Origin of the sequence: Sulfurimonas sp. NW7, from assembly GCF_051132265.1 — a bacterium.
GTDB classification, from domain to species: Bacteria; Campylobacterota; Campylobacteria; order Campylobacterales; family Sulfurimonadaceae; genus Sulfurimonas; species Sulfurimonas hydrogeniphila.
On the sequence record NZ_CP093235.1, the window covers coordinates 761,493 to 786,040 of the forward strand.

A 24,548-nucleotide genomic window follows, 5' to 3' on the forward strand; every position below is an offset into this window, starting at 1 on the left:
CCCTTTATTTTGTATTTTCTGATAATAATTCATAGATTTTTTCAACATTATTACATATATTGTTTTGTTTTTCCATTAAAAAACTGTCTCGGACTTTGTATTTGCTTGAGTGGATTTTTGCTGTGATGATATTGATATGCAGCTCTTCAAACTTGTGCATGACATAGGCCAAAAGCCCTATCTGGTTTGCCGTATGAATTGTCAGTTCGGCATGCGTCATTGAGTGTTCACAGTCAATTGCAATCTCTTCTCTTTTAATGTGAATTTTTTTGAGTTTGACCTCTTTACTCATGTCAAAAGCATTGTCAATGGTGTCTTGAATTTCAACGAGTACATTAGAGTCTACATTTTGTATAAACTCGATTTTAAAATATTTAATGCCGTCAAAGAGAGTGAAAATTTCCATCGAAGCAACATTGAGATGTGCCAGGGTAGCTAGAAGATAACCGATATTTAAAGGGATACGCCGATAAATTTCTATACTCAAAGAGTTGATGTTTTTGACTCGAAAACTGTACTCTTTTGTCTCTTTTGCAATTTTGGCAATACTGATAATGTCCTGGGGTGCATGTTTAAAGAAAAAAAGATTGGATTCTATTGTTAAAACTTTTTTCTGCAACAGACTCGGCAGTTCTTTAAACTCGTCAAGATTTCTGACTCTTGCTTCTATGAGCAGTCTTTTTTTTGCATCGGTAATTCTTCCAGTGTTTTGGGCAATCTCAAGAGCACTTAAATACAAATCATGTAAAAGTTTTGCATTAAAAGCGTTGTAGATATCTCCGCCGACACCGCTGATATCGGCATAGGTGAGGATGTAAAGCAGTTGAAGGTTTTTGGCATCGCCCACTTTTGACATAAATTTATAGAGTGTTTTTTCATTGTGTATGTTTTCTTTGAAGGCTACACTGCTCATAAGAATATGCTGCCGAACAAGAGTGACTGCTCTTTTTGTCTGCTCTTCATTCAAATGGATATGTTTTGCAAACTGCACAACAAGTTTTGCGCCGACTTCACTGTGATCCTGCCTTCTTCCCTTGCCGCTGTCATGGAAAAATACGACAATTTTGAGAATCAGTTTTTCTTCTTCGCTCAGTGTATCAAAAAGATTTTGCAAAAAAGGCTCTGTAATGTTTTCCAGGGCTTGGACACATTTGATGGAATGAATATCAACAGGGTAGTGATGGTAGCCGTCAAACTGTGGCAGATGCATGACTTTTCGAAAATTCGGAAAAATTTTTGGAAGGATTCCCGCATCATAAAAAAGTTTTAAAAAGGAAGCTATATGGGCTTTTGTAAAGAGTTTTTTTATGAGAAAATAGGTTTTTTCACTCAGTGGATGGGAAACTTTTGCAACAGTAAACTGATGCAAAAAACCGGCATCAAAACGGTAGTCTTTGTCTTCCAGGTCAAGAAGCAGTTGCAGTAAATCTGAAATTTTTTGCTGAGGCAGCTTGAAGGAAGCATAGAGTCTTGCATTGTACTGATAAAAACCTTTTTTGAGCCTGTTTCGTTTGAAAGATGCTATATGTTTGGCATCATAGATATAGGGACGTACCATTTTTTTTACAAAAATCTGTGTGAAGTTATTGATACGCCATCCGGCTTCCAAAACTTTACCGGCAAGTTTTTTTTGGTCTTTGAATCCTAATAGTTTACTCACTTGAGGAATATACTCAAGAAGCAGTCTGTCTTCTTGTTTGTTTGCTATGAGGTGCAGGGCGCTTCTGACTCTGTAGAGGAGTTCAAGGGCTATACGGAATTCTTTGTATTCTTCATCACTGAAAACAGTACCGCTGAGTTCTTTGATACTGTTAATGCCATAAATTGTTTTGGCTACCCAGTAGATGAGATGGGCATCCCGTAAGCCTCCAACACTCTCTTTTATGTTTGGTTGCATAGAGGTCGGGTATTTTTTTCTTCTTTTTTGTGCTTCTTCTATTTTGGCAAGGAGAAACTCTTTTTGTTCATGCAGACGAATTCTGCCAAGTTCTCTCTGCGTTGCATGCCAGGTAAAGGGAGATCCTGTGATAAACCTGGATTCCATTAAAGAGGTTTTAATGGTTATATCCTGTATGCTTGCTTTAAAGAGGTCGTCAACCTCGTGGACTCTGTGTCCGAGTTTCATCCCTGCATCAAGGGCAAGATAAAACAGTTTTTCGATAATGAGTTCAGAGTTGTACCCTTCAACATCCTGGTAAACGATGAGCAGGTCAATATCACTGTGTACACAGAGCTGTTCTCTGCCATAACTTCCAAGGGCTATAATGGCTATGGGTATGGAACTGCGCATAGGCAGGTAGTTGCCAAATGCTCGACGCAGGACAGTTTTATACATCAGTTCGATGATGGAGTCGAGTTTTTTTGTGTGGCGGACAAGGAAGTCTTTGCCCTGGTTTTTTGTAAAAAGTTCGGGAAGCGATTCTTTATACTCTTTTATGTATTGTTTAAAAAGTTTGGACAGCTCAAAGTCTGAGCCTTTTTTTTCTAATACATTTTCTATTTCTAAAAGTAAATTCATAATTGATTATATTGAATTTTTGCTATAATTTATCTTTAAAATTTAAAAAAGCAAAAATAGTCGACAATGGAACCTATTTTTGGAGGGTCAATGCCGTTAGGTTAAGAAAAAAAGTTCGATATTCTTTCGGAATCTAGGCCTTAGTTTTGAAAGACACAAAGCCCGCACTGAAGTACGGGTTCCGAAAAAGCCGCTTAACTTAATGGAACCCATCCTTTAGGGTGGGCTGAGAGCGGCAGTAAAAATAAAAAGGGAAAATAAAATGACAATTACAAAAAGCGTAACATTCATAGCAAAAGAGGGCTGTGAAGAAAAAATGAAAGAACTGCTGTCTGCAATGGTAGCACCGAGCAAGGCAGAAAAAGGCTGTATTTTTTATGAAATATTTCAATACAAAAACGATAAAAAAAGATTTATGGCAGTTGAGACCTGGGAAAATGAAGCTGCACTGAACGGGCATAAAGCCTCTGCCCATTATAAAGTATATAAATCTTCATACGAGCCATACTGTGAAGACAAATACACAGATGAATTAGAAGTGTTGGGCTAAATCATGGACAATTTATGGAATGAAAAAAAAGCGGCTGCATGTAAAAGTGATTTGGATTTGAGGGTATACAGCTCAAACCTGTTGGGACAAAATGATGAACTGGTACTGCACGGAGGCGGCAATACCTCACTCAAAAGCAAAATAAACGGCGAAGATGTCTTACATGTAAAGGGAAGTGGCTGGGACTTGGCAAGCATAGAAGCAGAAGGTTTTGCACCTGTGAAACTGGATGTACTTTTAGAAATGGCAAAACGTGAGCATTTGAGTGACAGTGAAATGGTACACCTGCAACGAGAGGCGATGACGGATAAATCTGCGCCGAATCCTTCGGTGGAAGCGATACTGCATGCGCTGATTCCCTACAAATTTGTGGACCATACCCATGCGGATGCTATTGTAACGATTTCAAATTCAGTGAACGGGGATGAGCATATTGTCAAGCTTTTTCCAAATTTTTTAATTGTTGATTATATTATGCCGGGCTTTGAACTGGCACATACAATTTATAAAATGACAAAAGATTTGGACTGGGAGAGTATAGACGGCATCATTTTGCATCATCACGGGATTTTTACTTTCGACAATGATGCCAAAAAATCTTATGACAAAATGATAGAAGCCGTCACAAAAGCAGAAAATTTTTTGGACGAACAGGCTGTTGTGCATATTGAACATAATTATGTCCACAGTGACTGTGATATCGGAAAAATAACAAAGGTACTTTCTGCCGCGAAAGGCTATGAAGTCTCTATCAATATCAATCAGTCGCCTTTGGCAGCATATTATGCGTCACAGCCGAATTTAAAAGAGTTTGCATCACGCGGTGTCTTGACTCCTGAGCATATCATACGCACAAAAAGAGTACCGCTTGTGATGGAAGATACAAATTTGGAAGCAGCAGTAGAAAAATATATGCAAGAGTATAAAACCTATTTTGAAAAATATGCCACTGATGAGGTGATGCTGAATCCTGCCCCCAATTATATGATTATAAAAAATCTCGCAGTCATCTCTTTTGGAAAAAACAGAAAAGAAGCGGCAATAATCAATGATATAGTAAACCATACCATGTTGGCAGTATTGCGCTCAGACAAATTAGGCGGCTACCAAAGCATCAGTGAAAAAGAGAGCTTTGCGATGGAGTACTGGGAACTGGAACAGGCGAAACTGAAAAAGTAACAAAGGCGGCACGAAAGCGTAATTTATCCCGGAACCCGTACTTCAGTGCGGGCGAGAGTGGCAAGAAAGTAACAGCAGTCGGCACTAAAGTACCGATTCCGGGAAATTTCGGAACCCGTACTTCAGTGCGGGCTAAACTGAGTAAAAATTTAAAGAGGGCTTTACAATAAAAAATGAACCACACAAAACTGCATCATATCAGTCTGAAAGAACATTACCAATTTATAACATTTCGTACACAAGACAGCGTAGATGCTTATGTACAAAAAATTCTGGCAAATGATGAAAAAGAACATATAAAACAGTTTCAAATAGACAGTTATTTGGACATGTCAAAAAATGGTGCCTATCTGTTTGATGAAGCTATTGATGTCTTTGTAGATGTTATTTTAGAAGAAGACGAAAAACTTTATGATGTGGAAATGATGGCAGTTATGCCAAATCATATTCATTTGTTATTCAAGCAAAATGAGGATTTAGGTAAAATTATGCAATATATCAAAGGTAAAAGTGCGGTTGAACTCAATAAACTTTTGCAAAAATCAGGAAAATTTTGGGCAGACGGGTATTATGACAAACTTATAAGAGATGAAGAACATTATGTAAAAGTTTATAATTACATAAAAAATAACCCTCTCAAAGCCGGACTCACAGATGAGCGGGTTTTTAGTAAATATGAGTAACAAAAGTCGGCACTGAAGTACCGATTCCGGGAGTCACTGCATTCTGGAACCCATCCTTTAGGGTGGGCGGGAGCGGCAAAAAAGTTCAAAGAATCGGCACTGAAGTACCAATTCCGGGAGTCACTGCATTCTGGAACCCATCCTTTAGGGTGGGCGGGAGCGGCAAAAAAGTTCAAAGAGTCGGCACTGAAGTACCGATTCCGAGGAGACACTGCATTTTGGAACCCGTACTTCAGTGCGGGCAAGCGTGGTAGGAAAGTTAATGAAAAGGAAAAATATGGCATATCTTTTAGCAATAGATGCAGGTACAGGAAGTATTCGTGCTGTACTTTTTGATACGCAGGGGAAGCAAATTGCCGCAGAGCAAAAAGAGTGGACACACCTCGAAGAAACAGGTGTAGCAAACTCCATGGCTTTTGATTTTGAAAAGAACTGGCTGCTTACATGTAACTGTATCAAAAATGTCATTGCAAAATCAAAGATTAATCCTGCAGATATTTTGGCACTCAGTGCTACAAGTATGCGTGAGGGAATTGTCCTGTATGATAAAAACGGCAAGGAACTCTGGGGCGTTGCCAATGTTGATGCCCGTGCTTCAAAAGAAGTAAAATATTTAAAAGAAAAATTTCCGGAAATCGAAGAAGATTTTTACCAAAAAAGCGGACAGACCTTTGCTCTAGGTGCTTTGCCCCGTTTGCTGTGGCTTAAAAACAAGAGACCAAAAATCTATGAAAAAGTGGCAAATATTTCTATGATAGGTGATTGGATTTTGGCACGTTTGAGCGGAGTAATAGCCGTTGACCCAAGTAACGGCGGCACTACAGGAATTTTTTCTCTTGCTTCGCGCAGCTGGGAAAAAGAGATGGCAAAAAAAGTCGGTATAAAAGAGGAGATATTCCCTCCTGTGCTGGAAACGGGAACGATTCTTGGCAATGTAAGTGAAAAAGTTGCAGATGAAACAGGATTGAGCCCCTTGACGAAAGTTGTGATGGGCGGAGGAGATGTGCAACTTGGTTCTGCCGGACTCGGGGTTGTCAAAGAGGGTGATGTGGCAGTTTTGGGTGGAAGTTTTTGGCAACAGGTGGTCAATATTCCAAGCAGTGTCAAACCGCCAAAAGATATGAGTATACGCGTCAATCCGCATGTTATAGAAGGGCTTTCTCAGGCGGAGGGCATAACATTTTTTTCTGGGCTTGTTATGCGCTGGTTTCGCGACGCTTTTTGTCAGACAGAAAAAGAAGAGGCAAGTCTGTGTGGTAAAGACGTTTATGAAGTTTTAGAAGAAAAAGCACAGAAAATTCCCGCAGGTTCTTATGATATTTTACCGATATTTTCAGATGTGATGAAATACGGCAAGTGGTACCATGCCGCGCCGAGTTTTTTAAATCTCGGACTTGACGCTGAGAAATATAATCATATCTCGATGTTTCGGAGTTTGGAGGAAAATGCTGCCATTGTTTCAAGCATTAATCTGCAAAATATAGAGGTATTCAGCGGTATAAAAATAAAAGAGATTGTCTTTGCAGGCGGAGCAAGCAAAGGAAAACTGTGGGCACAGATTTTAGCGGATGTAACGGGCTGTGTGGTGAAAATTCCAAAAGTGACCGAGGCAACCGCACTTGGTGCGGCAATGGCAGCAGGTGTAGGTGTCGGTGTTTATAAAAGTTTAGCAGAAGCGGCAAAAGAGTTGGTGGTCTGGGATAAAAAACATATGCCCAACGAGAAGAATAAAGAAGTTTATGCAAAGTTAAAAGAAAGATGGCAAAAGGCGTATGAAGTGCAATTAAAGCTAGTTGATGATAATATCACGACTTCAATGTGGAAAGCCCCCGGACTTTGAAGAAGTAAAGTCGGCACTGAAGTACCGATTCCGGAGCCATTCTTGGAGTGGGCTGCAAGCGCTAAAAAAACAGGTAAAAGAATGAATAACAGAATAAATTTTGAAGATGCAATAAAACTTTATGAAAGAGACCTTTTTGAACTTGGTGAACTTGCCGATGCAAAGCGTCAGGAATTACATGGTAAAAAGACATATTTTAATATTAACCGGCATATAAACCCTACAAACGTCTGTGCAGATGTTTGTAAATTTTGCGCCTATTCGGCAACACGCAAAAATCCTAACCAGTATACAATGAGCCATGAAGAAATTATGAATATAGTCGACAACATAGTGGCACATGATGCAAAAGAGGTTCACATAGTTTCTGCCCATAATCCTAATGTAACGCTCGATTGGTATTTGGGTATTTTTAAAAAAATCAAAGAGAAGTATCCAGCCTTACATGTAAAGGCATTGACTGCTGCAGAAGTGGACTTCTTGTCTCGTCATCATGGACTTACATATGATGAAGTGCTTGATTTGATGGTAGAAAACGGTGTAGATTCTATGCCCGGCGGGGGAGCGGAGATTTTTGATGAAAAGGTCAGAGATTACATCTGTAAAGGCAAAGTGACATCAGATCAATGGTTTGAAATTCATCGTAAATGGCATGAACGCGGGAAAAAATCTAATGTTACTATGCTTTTTGGACATGTAGAATCTCGTGAAAACCGCATAGATCATATGATGCGAATTCGTGAGTTGCAAGATATAACGGGTGGATTTAATGCTTTTATACCGCTTGTTTATCAGACAGAAAATAATTACCTTAATATCGACAAACCGATTACGGCAAACGAAATACTCAAAACCTATGCCATTGCAAGGCTGGTTCTTGACAATGTGCCGAATTTAAAAGCGTACTGGGTGACATCGACTGTGAATCTTGCACTTGTCGCACAGGAATTCGGGGCAAATGATTTGGATGGGACGATAGAAAAAGAGTCCATCAACTCTGCAGCAGGAGCCGCGAGTGCCAATGGGGTGGATGTGAAAGAATTTACGGGATTGATAAAAAATTCTGGCTTTATTCCTGTTGAGCGTGACAGTGTGTATAATGAGATAAAGGTCTGGTAAACTGGTCGGCACTAAAGTACCGATTCCGAAGAATATGCAGTTATTTCGGAACCCGTACTTCAGTGCGGGCGGGAGTGGCAGGAGAGTAAAATACCGATTCCGGGAAGCTATTGTTTTTGGACCCCATCCTTTAGGGTGGGCTGGGAGTGGCACGACAGAAACAACAGTCGGCACTAAAGTGCCGATTCCGAAGAATATGCAGTTATTTTGGAACCCGTACTTCAGTGCGGGCGAGAGTGGCAGGAGAGTGAAAAATGGACATATCGGTAATCATTCCAACATATAACCGATACAAACTTTTAAAAAGAGCCATAAAATCAGTACTCGCTCAAACATACACACCAAAAGAAATTATAGTGATAGATGACGGTTCTACCGATACTACATGTAACATACAAAATGATTTTCCAAACATTATATACATTTATCAAAAAAACAGTGGAGTTTCTGCTGCCCGGAACAAAGGTATAGAAATCGCCAAAAGCGAATGGATAGCTTTTTTGGACTCAGATGATGAATTCTGCCCTCAAAAGCTGCAAAAACAAGTAGATTTTCATACACATAATCTGGATATTTTAATGAGTTATACGCACGAAAAATGGGTGAGAAACGGAATTACGGTAAAAATACCTAAAAAATATAGAAAAATAGGAAAAGATGCTTTTTTAGAAAATCTGTCATATTGTAATATTGCTCCGTCATCCGTAATACTTCATAAAAGTTTACTCGAAACAGTAGGGCTTTTTGATGAGCATTTAGAAGTCTGTGAAGATTATGACCTGTGGCTTCGTATTACATGTAAGCATAAAATAGGGCTTATAGATGAAACACTTATTATAAAATATGCCGGGCATGATGCACAACTCGGATTTCGAAAAAATATGGATGTATACAGAATAAAAGTGCTCAAAAAACTGCTGCTTACATGTAATAGTGAAGAAAAAAGGCTTTTAATTCAGTATGAGTTAGATGGAAAAATTTTAGAGCAACAAAAAAGACAGAGGCATAAAATACTACATCACAGTTGACCTGCAGGAAAAAAATGCAAAAGTGTATAAGCTTCAAAATAACAAATATATAAAAATGTGTGATGTAAGTGACGGGGTTGTAGTATTTAAAATAGATGCATGCAACAAAGAACTGCCGTTTAATTTTAGCAAGATTTGGAAACAGTCGGCACTGAAGTACCGATTCCGAGAGATGTGCAGTTTTTCGGAACCTATCCTTTAGGGCAATGCCATTAAGTTAAGCGGCTTTTTCGGAACCCGTACTTCAGTGCGGGCTTTGTGTCTTTCAAGACTAAAACCTAGGTTCCAAGAAAACATCAAGTTTTTTTCTCACAAGTCATGCTTTAATATAGAAAGTAGCGATTCCGAATGTCACATCCTGCAGGGTAGGTTGAGATAGTAGCAAGAAGGTTGGTAAGCAACGGTAAATATGTAGAAGATAATGCCAGTGTGTATTTACAAAAGATCTGGATAAATACAGAAATATTGTTTTAAAAAAACTATACAAAAGCTGTTGGGACAAAGAAAAAAGAACGCCAATTCTAATATCAAGTGCAATTTCCACCTAATTTAACTAGCTAACTTTTTACTCATTTCACTAAAAAACACCTCATATGGAGTTTTATATCCAAGGATTTTTCTAGGTCGATTGTTAAGTCTGTTCTGAATCATAATGATTTCATCCTTTGAGACATTTAAAAAGGTGCTTTTCTTGGGTAAATACTGCCTGATTAATCCGTTAGTATGTTCATTCAATCCTCTCTCCCAAGAGTGATATGGATTAGCAAAGTAAAAATCTGTGTTCAGTGCAGCTACTACTTGTTTATGATATGCGAATTCCTTGCCGTTGTCACTTGTAATTGTATGAGTGATCTTTTTCATTGGTGTGAGCATCTCTATAAGCGCTTGGGTTACTACTTCGGCATGTTTAGTTGGTACATTTTTAATGATAGCAAATTTTGATTTTCTGTCAACTACAGTAACTAAAAATCCTTTATGATCTTTACCAACTACAGTGTCAATTTCCCAATCTCCGATGCGAGACTTTTTCTCTACAATCTTTGGTCTCTTATCTATCATGATACGGTCTATAATAGTACCTCTCGCCATATAGTCATTACTTCGCTTATGATACTTCTTGTTTTTGTGTCGGAGGTACTGGTAAAGTTTACCACCATTCTTTTTGTTGGTATAAATGTAGCGATAGATAGTCTCATGAACTACTGATACCCCAGTATCGAGTTTCATACGACCTGATATCTGTTCTGGCGACCAGTCCTGTTTTAGCTTCGCTCTGATATATTTCTCGATAGGTTTCGTGAGTGAGTGTCTCTTTCTTTTTTGCATCTCAGTTTTTGTTGAAATAATCTGAGCTAGCTCTGCATTATAGCCTCTTATCTTATCATTATTTCTTCTAAGCTCTCTGCTTATTGTTGATGGGTGCACACCAAGTTCATTTGCAACTTCTTTTTGGTTTAATCCAGCCTTTTGCAAAGCTGAAATATGGTATCGTTTCTCTAGGGTTAATTGTTTATATCTCATGCTACTTCTTATTTTTTGGTTGAAATAGATTAGCAGGTTATCAGTTAACCCTACCTTTCAACTTACTTTTAAAAAATTGCACTTGATATTAGAATTGGCGGAAAAAAACCGCTGAAGAGCTTCATACTAAGCAACTATTCAGTTAAGTATGACTATAATTCCAACTCTTTCACAAAGGCCTGTTAGCTCAGTCGGTAGAGCAAGTGACTGAAAATCACTGTGTCCTTGGTTCGATTCCGAGACAGGCCACCACCTCATGAACATCATTACAAAATAAATATTATCAATATCTCATTCAAATAAAAAGTAAAACTTTGTTATAATGAACAATAATTTTACAAGGATTTATTATGGGTGCTTTAAAAGTAGAAGAAATACCACGATATACGTATGATGATTATAAATTATGGGATGGAAAGTGGGAACTGATAGCTGGGTATCCGTACGCTATGTCTCCTGCTCCTATGATTAAACATCAGAAAATAAGTAATAATATTGGATGGGAATTGAAAAGTATTTTTCAAGACTGTCCAAAATGTCAGGTTTTGCTTCCTGTTGATTGGAAAATTGCAGAAGATACTGTTGTTCAGCCAGACAACAGTGTGATATGTCATGAACCCAAAAATGATGCTTACATTACACAGGCTCCAAAAATTATTTTTGAAGTATTGTCCAAGGCAACTGCCAAAAAAGACAGAGGTGTAAAATATGATTTGTATGAAAAAGAGGGTGTGAACTACTACATCATGGTTGATCCTCAAGAAGAAAATGCAAAAGTGTACCAGCTTCAAAATGGCAAATATATAAAAATGTGTGATATTAGCGATGGGATTGTGACATTTAAAATTGATGAATGCAACAAAGAACTGCCGTTTGATTTTAGTAAAATTTGGAAATAGTCGGCACTAAAGTACTGATTCCACAGTATTTGGGAACCCGTACTTTTAGTGCGGGCGAGAGTGGCAAAAAAGTTCAAACAGCTGAGATTGTATGGTTTATTAGCCAATATTTTTAATATAAGAATTTGTGGAATTAAGTTATTTTTTACATTTTCCGACTGTTAAATTAGCTCTGTTCTTTTCTACAGTTTTAGTACTTATACCTTTGACTGCTGTTAAATCATCTACATTTTTAAAACAGTGATTTGTTCTGTAGGCTAAAACTGCTTCAGCTTTTTTCGCACCGATGCCGCTTAGTGTTGTCAACTCTGTTTTACTTGCATTGTTTATATCTACTGCACTAAAAAGCAGTGTAGCACTTATGGCTAATATAGCTAAAAATTTCATGGAAATCCTTTTTTTGATTTGAATACAGTGTACATAAAAAAATATTATTTAGCTAATTTTATTGTAAATTGTCAGAATATTGTGTGTGCTTTTAATAGTAATGGGTATTTTTGTAACCTGGAATTGTTAGTCGGCACTGAAGTACCGATTCCGGGAAGCTATTGTTTTTGGAACCCATCCTTTAGGGTGGGCTGGGAGTGGCATGACAAAAACAACAGTCGGCACTACAGAAAAAAATTTAGTTTTTTTCTGTAGTTTGTTTTAGCATAGAAAGTACAGATTCCAGAAAAATTGAAATGAAAGAGAACATTTTATAACTATATAAGTAAAAAAAGATTATAATTCAAAAAATGAATTTTAGGAATACCGTATTGCAAAATGATGAATTGATACTGAATGTACTTAGAAAGATAGAAAGCTCAAGAAGTCAAAAATCTTTGGCTGATGAATTGGGATACAGTGTAGGAAAAGTAAACTATGTTCTTAAAGCCCTCATAGAAAAAGGCTTGGTAAAAGCCGAAAACTTTTTCGCTAACAAACATAAAAACCAGTACAAATACCTCTTGACAGAAGATGGCATAAAAACCAAAATAGACCTTACAAAAAAGTTTATCGCCAGAAAAAAAGCTGAGTATGAAGAACTGCAAAGAGAGTTGGAAACAGTCTATGACAATAGCAATAGAAAAAACAGATTATGTAATACTAACAGAAAATTTTTCACCTTTTAAGATAATAAGAAATAAATTTTTTACTACAATTCAAATTTTAGATATACTGAGTACTGCTCTTATAAAAAATACGAAAAACTCTTAGTAAACTATACAAATATGTAATTTAATATTATGAGAACAAAGGAACAAAATGTTTAACAATAAAAATATATTAATCACAGGCGGAACAGGTAGTTTCGGGAAAAAGTATACAGAAATGATACTTGCAAAGTACAAACCTAACAAAATAATTATTTTTAGTCGTGATGAATTAAAACAGTATGAAATGGCACAATCTTTTAATGATGATTGCATGAGGTATTTTATAGGGGATGTTCGCGATGCACAGCGTGTTGAATATGCTATGGATGGTGTTGATTATGTTATTCATGCGGCTGCTTTAAAGCATGTTCCTGCAGCTGAATATAATCCAACAGAGTGTATTAAAACAAATATTGATGGTGCTCAAAATGTGATAAATGCTGCTATTAAAAATGAGGTTGAAAAAGTAATAGCACTTTCTACGGATAAGGCATCGAGTCCAATTAATCTTTATGGAGCAACTAAACTGGCGTCTGATAAACTTTTTATAGCTGCAAATAATATAGTAGGAAAACGAAAAACAAGATTTGCAGTAGTTCGTTATGGGAATGTTGTTGGAAGTCGGGGTTCAGTAGTTCCTTTTTTTAAAAATCTTATTGAGACAGGTGCATCTGAATTACCTATAACCGATGCCGATATGACAAGATTTTTAATTACCCTTAAAGATGGTGTACAGTTTGTTTTAAATAATTTTGAGAGAATGCATGGAGGAGAGATATTTATTCCTAAAATTCCTTCAATGAAGATGACTGATTTAGCCAAAGCCTTAGCTCCAAATTTGCCACATAAGATTATAGGTATTCGACCGGGAGAGAAGATGCATGAGGTGATGATAACAGCTGATGACAGGGTAGTCGAATATGAAACCTATTATGTTATTACCCCAACAATTCAATTTAACCATCATGTTGATTATACAGCTAATGCTTTAGGTGAGGAAGGTAAAGATATAGGTATAGGGTTTGAGTATAACTCATTAAACAATACACAATGGATAAGTAAAAAAGAGTTTTTAGCAATGGAACAAAGTTTATAAGATGAAACAATTTATTCCTTATGGTAAACAATTTATAGAGCAAGATGATATTGATGCTGTCGTAGATGTATTAAAATCAGACTATTTAACAACGGGTCCGGTAGTAAAAGTATTTGAAAAGGCTCTTAGTAATTATTGTGGAGCGAAATATTGTATTGCTGTTGCTAATGGTACCGCTGCTTTACATTTGGCTTCATTGGTTTTATTAAATAAGGATGAAAAAGTTTTAACTACACCAAACTCATTTTTGGCTACTTCCAATGCTATTTTGTATGCAGGGGCTAAACCAATTTTTGTCGATATTGCAAAAGACGGGAATATTGATTTGGATCTGTGTGAAGAGGAGCTTAAAAAAGACAGTTCTATCAAAGCCATATATGCTGTTTCCTTTTCAGGTCGCATGGTCAATCAAGAGAAGTTGAAATATCTAAAAGATACCTATAGTATTAGAATTTTAGAAGACAATGCTCATGCTATTGGAGCCGTGTATAATGGCATCAAAGCAGGGAGTTGTACAAACTCTGATGTTTCTATCTTCTCTTTTCATCCTGTGAAGCATTTGACTACGGCTGAAGGTGGAGCGATTACTACAAATTCAAAAGAGCTTTATGAAAAGATGCTTACATTGCGAGGTCACGGAATGGTTAAAACCCCCGATATGAAACCTTGGGAATACGAGATGCGGGAACTTGGATTTAACTACCGTATTACCGATATGCAGTGTGCTTTAGGTGTCTCTCAACTTAAAAAGCTACCTCAATTTGTAAAGAGAAGATTTACAATAGCAAAAAAATATGATGATGCCTTTAAAGATTCTATAGTTAAACCACTTTATACTTTTGATGGCAAGTCATCGTATCATCTCTATGTAGTGCAAGTTGATTTCTCAAAACTTACTCTTTCAAAAGAAGAATTGTTTCATAGGCTTAGAGAAAAAAATATTGGTATTCAGTTGCATTATATGCCCATTAATAAGCAACCTTATTATCAAAGTTTAGGTTATGGAGATGAATACACGCCTAATATGGATAACTATTACAAAGAGTGTTTCTCTCTTCCAATGTATCCGCTTTTGAGTGATGATGAACAAGCGTATGTTATAGAAACTTTACTAGAGGTTTTAAAGTAGATGATGAAAAAAGATGCAATAGCTATTATCCCGGCACGAGGTGGCAGTAAACGAATACCGAAAAAAAATATAAAAGATTTTTTTGGTAAGCCTCTTATTGCGTACTCTATACAAACAGCTTTAGAATCCAAATTGTTTGACAAGATTATAGTAAGTACTGACGATGAAGAGATAGCTAAAGTAGCTAAAAGATATGGTGTTGAGATTATCAACAGACCAAAAGAACTAGCAGATGACTTTACAGGTACTGATGCAGTTATGGAACATTCAGTCCAACATTTAAAAGACCATGGAGAGATTTTTGAATATGTATGTACTATTTATGCGACTGCTCCACTTTTACAAAAAGAATATCTTGTAGAGGGATTTGAAAGACTAAAAGATTCGGATGCTATCAATGCTTTTAGTGCTACCTCCATGCCTTTCCCTATTCAAAGAACTTTTAAATTGACTGAGGATGGCAGATGTAAAATGTTTTATCCTGAATACTATATGATACGCAGTCAAGATTTAGAAGAGGCGTATCAAGATGCAGGTCAGTTTTACTGGAAAAAGTTAGGTGAAAAGTCTGATGAAGTTATGTTTGGTAAAGATTCTATTCCCATATTGTTGCCTAGATACTTAGTGCAAGATATAGATACTTTAGAGGATTGGAAAAGAGCCGAACTTATGTACAAAGTCATACAGCAAGATTTTAATGAAGGAAAAAGATGAAAAATAATAAAAAAATTCTTTTTCGAGCAGATTCATCATCAATTATAGGGATAGGTCATATTATGCGAGACCTTGTTTTAGCAAAGCAATTTAAAGGTGCAGATATCACTTTTGCTATACAAAATTTAGAAGGTAATATAAACCAAAAAATAATTGATTCTGGATATAGAGTTGAGATACTAAACTCAAATGACTTTGAAGAGTTTAATAAGCTTGTGAACTCTTTACATGTAGAGATGGTAGTGATAGATCATTATGAGATCGATTTTGAATTTGAAAAAAAATTAAAAAAGTATAATCCAAATATCAAGCTGATGGTACTTGATGATACCTATGAAAAACACTATTGTGATATACTTTTAAATCATAATATTAGTGCGGATGAAAAAAAGTATAAAAATCTTGTTCTAAAAAACTGTAAACTTAAATGTGGTAGTAAGTATACACTTTTACGAGATGAATTTATAACAGAAAAAAAACGACTGCAAAAGAGTCCAAAAAAGAAAGTTAAAATAACAATGATATTTGTAGCCATGGGTGGAGCAGACCATAGCAACATAAACATAAAAATACTAAAGGTTCTCCAAAATTTTAAAGATATAAAAGTAAATTTAGTAACAACAACTGCCAATAGAAACTTAGAAGCAGTGCAAAAATATTGTAAAGATAAAAAATGGATAAAGCTTCATATAAACTCAAATAAAATAGCAAAACTTATGGGTAAGAGTGATTTTGCGATTGTTACTCCTAGCGTGACAGTGAATGAAGTATGTTTTATGAAACTCCCATTAATAGCTATTAAAACAGCTTCTAATCAAGATGATATATATAAATATCTTAAAAAGAAAAAATGTTTTGTACTCAAGCAATTTTCTGAAAGTATACTTAATATTAAACTAAATTTAATAATCAAAAGAATAAAGAAATAAAATGAAAATAGCTATTTTAACATCACAGAATCAATGGTTTATTCCTTATGCAGAAGAACTAAATAAAAAAATTCAAAATTCAAAATTATTTTTTAATCATTTTCTTATAAATGATAACTTTGATATTCTTTTCATATTAAGTTATCATAAAATAATTGAAGAAAAATATTTAAAAAACAATAAACATAATATTGTTGTTCATGCAAGTGATTTACCTGCAGGTAAAGGTTGGGCACCTATGTTTTGGCAGATTTTAGAAGGTAAAAATGATATAGTATTTTCTATGTTTGAGGCATCTAATGGTGTTGATGATGGCGATATTTATATGAAAAAAACTCTTCATTTAGATGGTGATGAATTAAATCATGAGTTAAGGGACAAGCAGGCCCTTTTTACAATAGATATGTGTTTAGAATTTATAAATAATTATGAAATATATAAACATCCTAAAGCACAAAAAGGTGAGGAAAGTTTTTACCCTAAGCGAAGTACAAAAGACAGTGAACTGGATATACAGAAAACAATTAATGAACAATTTAACCTATTAAGAATCGTTGACAATGAAGAATATCCGGCATTTTTTTATAAAAATGGTCAAAAGTATATCCTAAAAATTGAAAAGGCAGATAATGAAAATAGGTAATTTTGATTTAACAAAAGATAGAACTTATATCATAGCAGAGTTGAGCGCAAACCATAACGGAGATATTGAGATTGCAAAAGATACTATAAAAGCAGCTAAAGAGATAGGAGCAAATGCTATAAAGCTTCAAACATATACAGCTGATACAATGACACTTGATTGTAAAAAAGATGATTTTATAGTAAAAGGCGGTACTCTTTGGGATGGAAAAAGTTTGTATGAACTTTATAAATGGGCATATACCCCTTGGGAATGGCATAAAGAGCTATTTAAGTATGCTAGAAGCATTGGTATAGATATTTTTTCATCTCCATTTGATAAAAGTGCTGTTGATTTTTTAGAACAGTTTCATCCATCAGCATATAAGATAGCTTCTTTTGAGATAACAGACTACGAACTTATTCGATACACTGCAAGTAAAGGTAAACCTATTATCATATCAACTGGAATTGCTACAATAGATGAAATACAGGATGCAGTAGATATCTGTAGGGGTGTGGGAAATGATGATATAGTTTTATTAAAATGTACTTCAGCTTACCCAGCGCCATTAGAAGATGCAAACTTGCAAATGGTACCAAACTTAGCACAAACTTTTGGAGTTATTAGTGGTTTTAGTGACCATACTTTAGGTTTAACTGCTCCTATAGCAGCGGTTACTCTTGGTGCGAAAGTGATTGAAAAACACTTTATACTAGATAAAAGCATAGGTGGAGCTGATGCTGATTTTAGTCTTGATAAACAAGAATTTAGTGATATGGTAAAAGCTATAAGAGATACTGAGAAATTGCTTGGAAAAGTTGACTATAGTATGAATGAAAAAAAGAAAAAATCTCGTCAATTTGCACGAAGTCTTTATGTGGCTAAAAATATAAAAAAAGGTGAAAAATTTAATGAAGAAAATGTAAGAAGTGTAAGACCAGGATATGGAATACATCCTAAGTATTTGAAAGATGTTTTGGGTGAAATATCTGATAAAGACTATAAGTTTGGGGATAGATTTGAAAGATAAATATTTATATATTGTTGATATGAGATTTAAACAAAATAGTTTTGATTTAAGTAGTTATCTAAAAGATATTAATGCAAATATATTATCATTGACCCCTTATTCTAGCTTTTTATTGAATCAAGCTAAGAAAAAATTTATTACTTTTCATGATATAGTAAAGATTGAAGAATTTCATAAAAATGTATTTAAAGAATATAAAGAGTTTGAAGAAATTTTTATTGACTTTAAAGAATTGAGTTTTTTATTTAGAGATTTTGCTTTTTTGATAACTTTTGAAAAATATTTTAATCAGCTCAAAAGTTATTTAAAATTAGCCAAAAAAGAAAATAGACAAATTTTTTATCTTACAGATGTAGATGGTATAAAAAGAGAAGAGAATTGTTTTTTATATAAAAGTTGTTTATTTGATAATCAATATGTGGATAAAATTATAAACATAAAAAATAAAGATGCAAGTTTTTATAAAAAGAATAAACTACAAAATATTTTTAATACTTTAAAATATAAAAAAGATATATTTGAAAATATTATAAATAAATATATTTTAAGAAAAGATACAAGCTTACCATATGATATGATACATTTTTTAGATGTCTATAATGATTTGAATCCGGTAACGAGAAAAGAGAGTATTGAAAAAAAACAAATTTTTGATTTCATAGGAAGAATAAACAAAACTATAATAGATAAAAAAAACAGTCTATTTAAAAATCAATATATGAAATTATTAGATGATATTACTGCTCATCTAGCCAAATATGATGAAAAATATATAATTATAAAACCTTTTTCTTTTTTATCCAAGATGCAAAACTATCGACAAATACTTATAAATAAAAAAAATTCAATTCCAAATATATTTATGCAACATGGCAGTTATTTACAGGAAAATATTTTTTTAAAATACAATGAAATATATCCTGCTGATATAAACTTTGTATTTAATGACTTTACTAAAGAATTATTTCAGCACAGAGGAGCTAAAAAAATTGAATCTATAGGTAGTATAAATTTTAACTATTCTATAAAAAAGAAGAAACAAGAGTTTGACTTTTTATATATTACATATTGTACATCTTATGCTTATTCAGGAGTACATATCTTTTCATATGAAAATAGACTGTCAATCGATGCAAACAATATATATAGAAGACACAAAGGTATTATAAAACTTTTTGGAACTAAATTTAAAGATAAAAATATATGTATCAAAATCCAACCTGGTATTATGCTTGGGACAATGTTATATATACCATTTTTAGAATTAAGTCAGAATTATCCAAATGTAACTATAGAATTTAGTATTCCAATTCAAAATTTAATTCCGAAAAGTAAATACATAATTAGTGACTATTTTTCGTCAGAGTTTATAAATAGAGAATTGCACTATAAAAGAGATATAATCTTGTTTAGTGGGCAACCTCTCTCCTTACCAGAAGACACATTGGAAGATATGAAAAAAATGTTCATTTTAGTTGATTCAGTTGATGATTTAGAAGAAAAAGTTAGAAATATTGAAAATATAACAAAAAACAGAAAACGATATGATGACATTATAGAGTATTACTCTTCAAAGCAATGTGATACAAAAAAAGTAGTTACTGAAATATTAAAAAAAGAATTAAACAAAAGTGAGATGAAAATATAATGTGTGGATTTGTAGGATATTTTGGGAACGAAAATATAGATTTAGAAAATGCACGTAAAAGTATCAATAGTCGTGGACCAGATATGTCTAGTATTGAAAGTGGGCTAGAATGGAAGGTGGCTTTTAATAGATTGTCGATACATGATTTATCTGAAAAAGGAATGCAACCTTTTCGATATAACGATATAGTAGTGTATATGAATGGTGAAATTTTTAATTATATTGAATTATTGGAAGAACATAAAAGTGAATTTATCTCTAAAAGCGGTTCAGATGTTGAGATAATACCATTTTTATATAATAAATATGGCATTGATTTTTTAAATAAATTAAATGGTATGTTTGCAATAGTGCTGATTGATGAAGAAAATGATGTTAAGTATCTAATAAGAGATAGATTTGCTGAAAAACCTTTATACTATTTTTATGAAAAAAACATACTTACATTTGCATCAGAAGTTAAGGCTATTAAAAAAATAAAAAAATTAGAAATAGATAAAACTAATATTCAGATTAATTTTGCTTGTTGGTTTCTACCACAACCGTTTTCTCTCTATAAAAATACTTTTAATGTAAATCCTGGGTCATATATTAAATTTAAAGATGGAAAGATAGAAGAAACTAGGTGGTATAATCCATGCATAGAGACTTGTAATAATAGCGAGGAAGAGATAGAAAATAGATTTATAAAACTTTATAAATCTGCGATTGAACTAAGATTGAGGAGTGATGTGCCAGTTGGAGTATTTTTAAGTGGTGGTTTAGATTCTACATCAATTGCAAAATTTGCTAAAGAAGCTACAAACAATGATTTCTATGCTTTTGGAGCAGATATATCAGGTAAAGATTTACAAGAAAATAACAATACAGATGTAGAAATACCTATTAAATTAGCTAATGAATTAAATATAAAATATGAAAAGAGTGTATTAGACTATAAATATTATAATGAAAATATTGTAAAAATTATTCATCATTATGATGAAATCTTTATAAACTCAGGTATTTTAGTGTTTTATGAACTTGCAAATTTAGCTATAAAGAATGATACTAAAGTAATATTAACAGGTGTTGGAGGAGATGAATTATTTGGTGGATACCCTTGGCAAGCTGGATTGGCTAGAAAAATTGATAAAATATTTAGATTTACATATAATAAACTTCCTTATAGTGAATTTATATCAAAATTTACTATTAATTTAAATCGTAAAATAGCTACTGCTTATCAGCTATTGTTTGATTATAAAGTCTGGCATGTTGAAACACTATCTAGTTTTAGATATGACTTTAAAAAAGATAAAGAAACAATAGAGAAGCGTTTAAGAGATAATGCTTCTATCTATTTTAAAATTTCAAATAATCATTTTCAAGAATATGATATATATAATATAATGGGATATGTTAATACATTTACATTGATAGGTTCAGGTAATCATTTTGTAGACATTGCAACCATGAATTTTTCTGTAGAGAATAGAAGCCCCTTTTTGGATTATAGACTCTATGAGTTTCTTATGTCAGTTCCCGACACCTTGAAAAGTAAATATGGACAGAAGGGTTTATTAAGAAAAATTTTAAAAAAACATTTACCAGGTTATGTGACAAAAGCAAAAAAAAGTGGACCAACGATGCCTATTAATACATGGTTTTACGATAAAAAAATTAATGAAAATATACTCAAATTTATTAATAAACATCAAAAATATCTTGATGAATATTTATCGTTAGGTATTCAATTAGATAAAGAGTGGGTATCAAATAAAAAAAACTCATTAAAACTTTTTGCAATAATTAGTTTTATAATATGGCTGAAATTTAATGTTTTAGAAGATATAAGTAATGAGAATATAACATTTGAAGAATTGATTACAAACTAAATGCAAGAACATAGCCTAAAAAAACGATACAGCATTAAACTCTTTGCAAATATCATAAGTGCTATTATAGGTGCTATTTTAGTAGCTATTGTACCAAAAGCATTAGGTCCTGTTGCTTACGGGCAGTTTGTATATCTTCAAGATTTTTTTATGAAAGCGATTGGTTTTTTAGATATGGGAAGTTCTATCGCTTTTTTTACAAAACTCTCAGCTAAGCATACTAGAAAAGAGCTTATCTCATTTTATTTCTTATATTCTATTGCAGTATTGTTTATAGTATTACTTTTTGTATATGGTGTTAAAAGCTTGGGTTACAGTGAAAAACTTTTGCCAAATATACCAAGTGAATATATTTTTATGGGTTTACTGTTTGGTTTTCTTTCATGGTTTACTCAAATATTTATTAAAATATCAGATGCCTATGCATTGACTGTATCAGTGGAACTTATAAAAATAGGGCATAAAATAGCATCTCTTTTGTTGCTTTTGTATTTTGTTTATGTTACTGTTTTTGATTTGCATAAATATTTTTATTTTCAATATATTGCATTAGTATCTTTTTTATTGATAATTTCTTGGCTGTTTGTTAAAAAAAGGATATTTGAAAATGTTTTTAGTCTTAAATTTTCAATTCTAAATCTCTCAAAAGAGTTTATAGAATATTGTCATCCTCTTGTGATATACAGCATAGTAGGACTAATTGCCGGTTTTTTTGACATTTGGCTACTTCAAAAAATAGCTGGAAGTGAACAAACCGGGTTTTATGGTCTTGCTTATAGTTTAGCAGCTATGTGTTTTTTATTTACCTCTGCTATGACACCTATCATCACTAGAGAATTTAGTAAATCTTATGAGAAAAAAGATTTAGAAAATATGAGAAAACTTTTTTATAGATATATACCTATGCTTTATAGTATAGCTGCATATTTTGCGGTATTTATTTCTATACAGAGTGAAAATGTATTGGCAATATTTACAGATGAAAAATTTCAAAATGCTTATCCGGTTTTAATGATAATGGCATTGTACCCTATTCATCAAACTTATGGACAGCTTAGTGGAAGTGTATTTTATGCTACTGGGAAGACGAAACTTATGCGCAATATATCTTTATTTACACAGCCACTAGGGATGTTTATATCTTTTGGACTGATATATATTTTAGACTTTGGGGCTATAGGACTTGCCGGTAAAATACTTATTCTTCAACTAATTGGTGTAAATATTCAACTTTATTTTAATGCTAAATTTTTAAACTTTAAGATGAAGTCATTTGTATATCATCAAATTTATTCCATAGTGTTTTTTGTAGTCATCGCTTATATATCAAGTCATGTTTTTAGTTTTACCTCTCCTTTGATAAATTTTTTGACATCAGGTACACTATATACAGGTTTTGTTATAATAGGGGCATATATATTTCCAAAAGTTTTTGCAACTAATCGAGATGAGATAAACACACTTTTTTTAAGGTTAAAAAATGTCACTAAAAAATAAACTAAAAAACAATGAGTTAACTATTGGTAGTTGGATAATGATAGGCAATACCATGAGTGTTGAAGTTATGGCTTTGGCTGGTTTTGAATGGCTTGTAGTAGATACAGAGCATACTTCAATAGACTTAAAAACAATTCAAGATTTAATAGCGACCATTCAATCAAGTGGAATAAAAGCACTTGTAAGAGTAAGTAAAAATGAAGAAGTAATCATAAAAAAAGTTTTAGATATGGGAGCTGATGGCATCATAGTGCCCATGGTAAATTCAAAAGAAGATGCGCTGCAGGCAGTAGAGTTTGCAAAGTACCCACCAATAGGCAAAAGAGGTGTTGGACTATACAGAGCTTCTAAATATGGAACAGGTTTTGAAGAATATAAAAAATGGGTGGAAGAAGAGCTTGTAATCATAGCTCAAATAGAGCATATAGATGCAATAAATAATATAAATGAAATTATAAGTGTAGAAGGAATAGATGGTACTATTATAGGTCCGTATGACTTAAGCGGTAGTATAGGTCATCCTGGAGAGTTTGAACGAGATGATGTAAAGGATGCTGTGCAAACTGTACTCGATAGTTGCAAAAAAAACAATATCCCCTCAGGTTTTCATGTAGTAGATACAGACCCATCAAAATTACAAGAGAAGATAGAACAAGGTTGTACATTCTTAGCTTACGGGATAGATTACTTTTTTATGCGAGATTTGGCTATAAAAGGGATGGAAACAATTAAAAAAGGATTAAAATCATGAATATCATTTCGATAATTCCAGCAAGAATGGGCTCAAGTAGGTTTCCAGGTAAACCGATGGCAGATATACTTGGAATGCCAATGATAGGACATGTTTACAAAAGGGTAAAAATGTCTAAACTTTTGAGTGAAGTGTATGTAGCTACATGTGATGAAGAAATTTATAATTATGTAGAATCCATAGGCGGAAAAGCTGTTATGACAAGTGATTGCCATGAGAGATGCAGTGACAGGTGTGCGGAGGCTATGCTTAAAATAGAACAAGATGAAAATATCAAAGTTGACATCATGATAATGGTGCAGGGTGATGAGCCTTTGACATTTCCTCAGATGATAGATGAAGCAGTAGAACCTATGCTTCAAGATAAAAGCATAAAAATTACAAACTTAGTAGCCGATTTAAACACGGTAGAAGAGTTTGAAAATCCAAATGAAGTAAAAGTTGCTATGGATAAGAATAATAATGCCCTTTATTTTTCAAGAGAACCAATACCAAGTAGAAAAAAAGGTGTTTTGGATGTTCCTATGAAAAAACAAGTGTGTGTCATACCGTTTACTAGAGATTTTTTACTAGAGTACAATGAAATGGAACCAACACCTTTAGAAATAATAGAATCAGTTGATATGATGAGAATTCTTGAAAATGGGGGCAAAGTTAAAATGATAGACACAGAGTATGAAACAAAAGCCGTTGATACAAAGGAAGACTTGGAAAAGGTTGTGAAGATTATGAAAGATGATGAGTTATTTGAGAGCTATATATAAGTTAAGGTATGA

22 protein-coding genes and 1 tRNA gene are annotated in these 24,548 nt (G+C 33.5%); 20 read left to right on the forward strand and 3 right to left on the reverse strand.

Annotated elements, in window-relative coordinates; genetic code table 11:
- Positions 1-4: 4 nt before the first annotated feature.
- Positions 5-2,518 carry an HD domain-containing protein gene (locus MLC35_RS04080; RefSeq protein ID WP_434637925.1) on the reverse strand — a complete coding sequence of 838 codons (2,514 nt, stop codon included), beginning with the start codon at positions 2,516-2,518 and terminating at the stop codon, positions 5-7.
- Between the two features lie 262 nt (positions 2,519-2,780).
- On the opposite strand from MLC35_RS04080, the gene MLC35_RS04085 reads away from it, so the two are divergent.
- From MLC35_RS04085 to MLC35_RS04110, 6 genes are all read left to right on the forward strand, one after another.
- Positions 2,781-3,068 carry a putative quinol monooxygenase gene (locus tag MLC35_RS04085; protein WP_151900724.1) on the forward strand — a complete coding sequence of 96 codons (288 nt, stop codon included), beginning with the start codon at positions 2,781-2,783 and terminating at the stop codon, positions 3,066-3,068.
- A gap of 3 nt (positions 3,069-3,071) precedes the next feature.
- On the forward strand, positions 3,072-4,247 hold the full coding sequence (locus MLC35_RS04090) for a class II aldolase/adducin family protein (RefSeq protein ID WP_151900723.1): 1,176 nt from the start codon (positions 3,072-3,074) through the stop codon (positions 4,245-4,247).
- A gap of 173 nt (positions 4,248-4,420) precedes the next feature.
- On the forward strand, positions 4,421-4,930 hold the full coding sequence (locus MLC35_RS04095) for a transposase (RefSeq protein WP_434637928.1): 510 nt from the start codon (positions 4,421-4,423) through the stop codon (positions 4,928-4,930).
- Between the two features lie 277 nt (positions 4,931-5,207).
- Entirely contained in the window at positions 5,208-6,770 is a 1,563-nt protein-coding gene (lsrK, locus tag MLC35_RS04100) for an autoinducer-2 kinase (protein WP_434637930.1), read from the forward strand.
- Between the two features lie 81 nt (positions 6,771-6,851).
- Positions 6,852-7,889 (forward strand): aminofutalosine synthase MqnE, encoded by a 1,038-nt coding sequence (gene mqnE, locus MLC35_RS04105; RefSeq protein WP_346388529.1) that lies wholly within the window; start codon positions 6,852-6,854, stop codon positions 7,887-7,889.
- Between the two features lie 254 nt (positions 7,890-8,143).
- A complete protein-coding gene (locus MLC35_RS04110) occupies positions 8,144-8,917 on the forward strand; it encodes a glycosyltransferase family 2 protein (protein WP_434637933.1) in 774 nt (257 codons plus the stop codon).
- Positions 8,918-9,466: 549 nt separating this feature from the next.
- On the opposite strand, the gene MLC35_RS04115 is transcribed toward MLC35_RS04110, so the two are convergent.
- Positions 9,467-10,438, reverse strand: coding sequence for an IS30 family transposase (locus MLC35_RS04115; RefSeq protein ID WP_434636706.1), 972 nt, complete (start codon positions 10,436-10,438; stop codon positions 9,467-9,469).
- A gap of 176 nt (positions 10,439-10,614) precedes the next feature.
- Between MLC35_RS04115 and MLC35_RS04120 the strand changes: the two genes are divergently transcribed.
- Positions 10,615-10,690, forward strand: a tRNA-Phe gene (locus tag MLC35_RS04120).
- A 98-nt stretch (positions 10,691-10,788) separates the two neighbouring features.
- Positions 10,789-11,337, forward strand: a complete 549-nt coding sequence (locus MLC35_RS04125) for a Uma2 family endonuclease (RefSeq protein WP_151900717.1) — start codon at positions 10,789-10,791, stop codon at positions 11,335-11,337.
- Between the two features lie 138 nt (positions 11,338-11,475).
- Here MLC35_RS04125 and MLC35_RS04130 read toward each other — a convergent pair whose 3' ends face one another.
- Complete coding sequence (locus tag MLC35_RS04130) at positions 11,476-11,724, reverse strand: ComEA family DNA-binding protein (protein WP_434637935.1); 249 nt, start codon at positions 11,722-11,724, stop codon at positions 11,476-11,478.
- Positions 11,725-12,095: 371 nt separating this feature from the next.
- Between MLC35_RS04130 and MLC35_RS04135 the strand changes: the two genes are divergently transcribed.
- The 12 genes from MLC35_RS04135 to kdsB all read left to right on the forward strand — a co-directional run bounded on the left by MLC35_RS04135 (position 12,096) and on the right by kdsB (position 24,536).
- A complete protein-coding gene (locus tag MLC35_RS04135; protein ID WP_151900715.1) occupies positions 12,096-12,452 on the forward strand; it encodes a MarR family EPS-associated transcriptional regulator in 357 nt (118 codons plus the stop codon).
- 133 nt (positions 12,453-12,585) lie between these two features.
- On the forward strand, positions 12,586-13,572 hold the full coding sequence (gene pseB / locus MLC35_RS04140) for a UDP-N-acetylglucosamine 4,6-dehydratase (inverting) (RefSeq protein WP_434637937.1): 987 nt from the start codon (positions 12,586-12,588) through the stop codon (positions 13,570-13,572).
- A 1-nt stretch (position 13,573) separates the two neighbouring features.
- Positions 13,574-14,701 carry a UDP-4-amino-4,6-dideoxy-N-acetyl-beta-L-altrosamine transaminase gene (gene pseC / locus MLC35_RS04145; RefSeq protein WP_434637939.1) on the forward strand — a complete coding sequence of 376 codons (1,128 nt, stop codon included), beginning with the start codon at positions 13,574-13,576 and terminating at the stop codon, positions 14,699-14,701.
- A gap of 3 nt (positions 14,702-14,704) precedes the next feature.
- Positions 14,705-15,415 (forward strand): pseudaminic acid cytidylyltransferase, encoded by a 711-nt coding sequence (gene pseF / locus MLC35_RS04150; protein WP_434637941.1) that lies wholly within the window; start codon positions 14,705-14,707, stop codon positions 15,413-15,415.
- Positions 15,412-16,344 (forward strand): UDP-2,4-diacetamido-2,4,6-trideoxy-beta-L-altropyranose hydrolase, encoded by a 933-nt coding sequence (gene pseG / locus MLC35_RS04155; protein WP_434637943.1) that lies wholly within the window; start codon positions 15,412-15,414, stop codon positions 16,342-16,344. Before pseF ends, pseG begins: the two co-directional genes overlap by 4 nt.
- Position 16,345: 1 nt before the next feature.
- Entirely contained in the window at positions 16,346-16,987 is a 642-nt protein-coding gene (locus MLC35_RS04160) for a formyltransferase family protein (RefSeq protein WP_434637945.1), read from the forward strand.
- Positions 16,974-17,999: a pseudaminic acid synthase gene (gene pseI, locus MLC35_RS04165; protein WP_434637947.1), complete on the forward strand. Its 1,026-nt coding sequence runs from the start codon at positions 16,974-16,976 to the stop codon at positions 17,997-17,999. Before MLC35_RS04160 ends, pseI begins: the two co-directional genes overlap by 14 nt.
- On the forward strand, positions 17,989-19,647 hold the full coding sequence (locus MLC35_RS04170; RefSeq protein WP_434637949.1) for a hypothetical protein: 1,659 nt from the start codon (positions 17,989-17,991) through the stop codon (positions 19,645-19,647). The genes pseI and MLC35_RS04170 overlap by 11 nt, the downstream gene beginning before the upstream one ends.
- Complete coding sequence (gene asnB / locus MLC35_RS04175) at positions 19,647-21,524, forward strand: asparagine synthase (glutamine-hydrolyzing) (RefSeq protein ID WP_434637951.1); 1,878 nt, start codon at positions 19,647-19,649, stop codon at positions 21,522-21,524. The genes MLC35_RS04170 and asnB overlap by 1 nt, the downstream gene beginning before the upstream one ends.
- Positions 21,525-23,021: a lipopolysaccharide biosynthesis protein gene (locus MLC35_RS04180; protein WP_434637953.1), complete on the forward strand. Its 1,497-nt coding sequence runs from the start codon at positions 21,525-21,527 to the stop codon at positions 23,019-23,021. It abuts the gene before it with no gap.
- Positions 23,005-23,772 carry an HpcH/HpaI aldolase family protein gene (locus MLC35_RS04185; protein WP_434637955.1) on the forward strand — a complete coding sequence of 256 codons (768 nt, stop codon included), beginning with the start codon at positions 23,005-23,007 and terminating at the stop codon, positions 23,770-23,772. Before MLC35_RS04180 ends, MLC35_RS04185 begins: the two co-directional genes overlap by 17 nt.
- Positions 23,769-24,536: a 3-deoxy-manno-octulosonate cytidylyltransferase gene (gene kdsB, locus MLC35_RS04190; protein WP_434637957.1), complete on the forward strand. Its 768-nt coding sequence runs from the start codon at positions 23,769-23,771 to the stop codon at positions 24,534-24,536. The genes MLC35_RS04185 and kdsB overlap by 4 nt, the downstream gene beginning before the upstream one ends.
- Positions 24,537-24,548 lie beyond the last annotated feature (12 nt).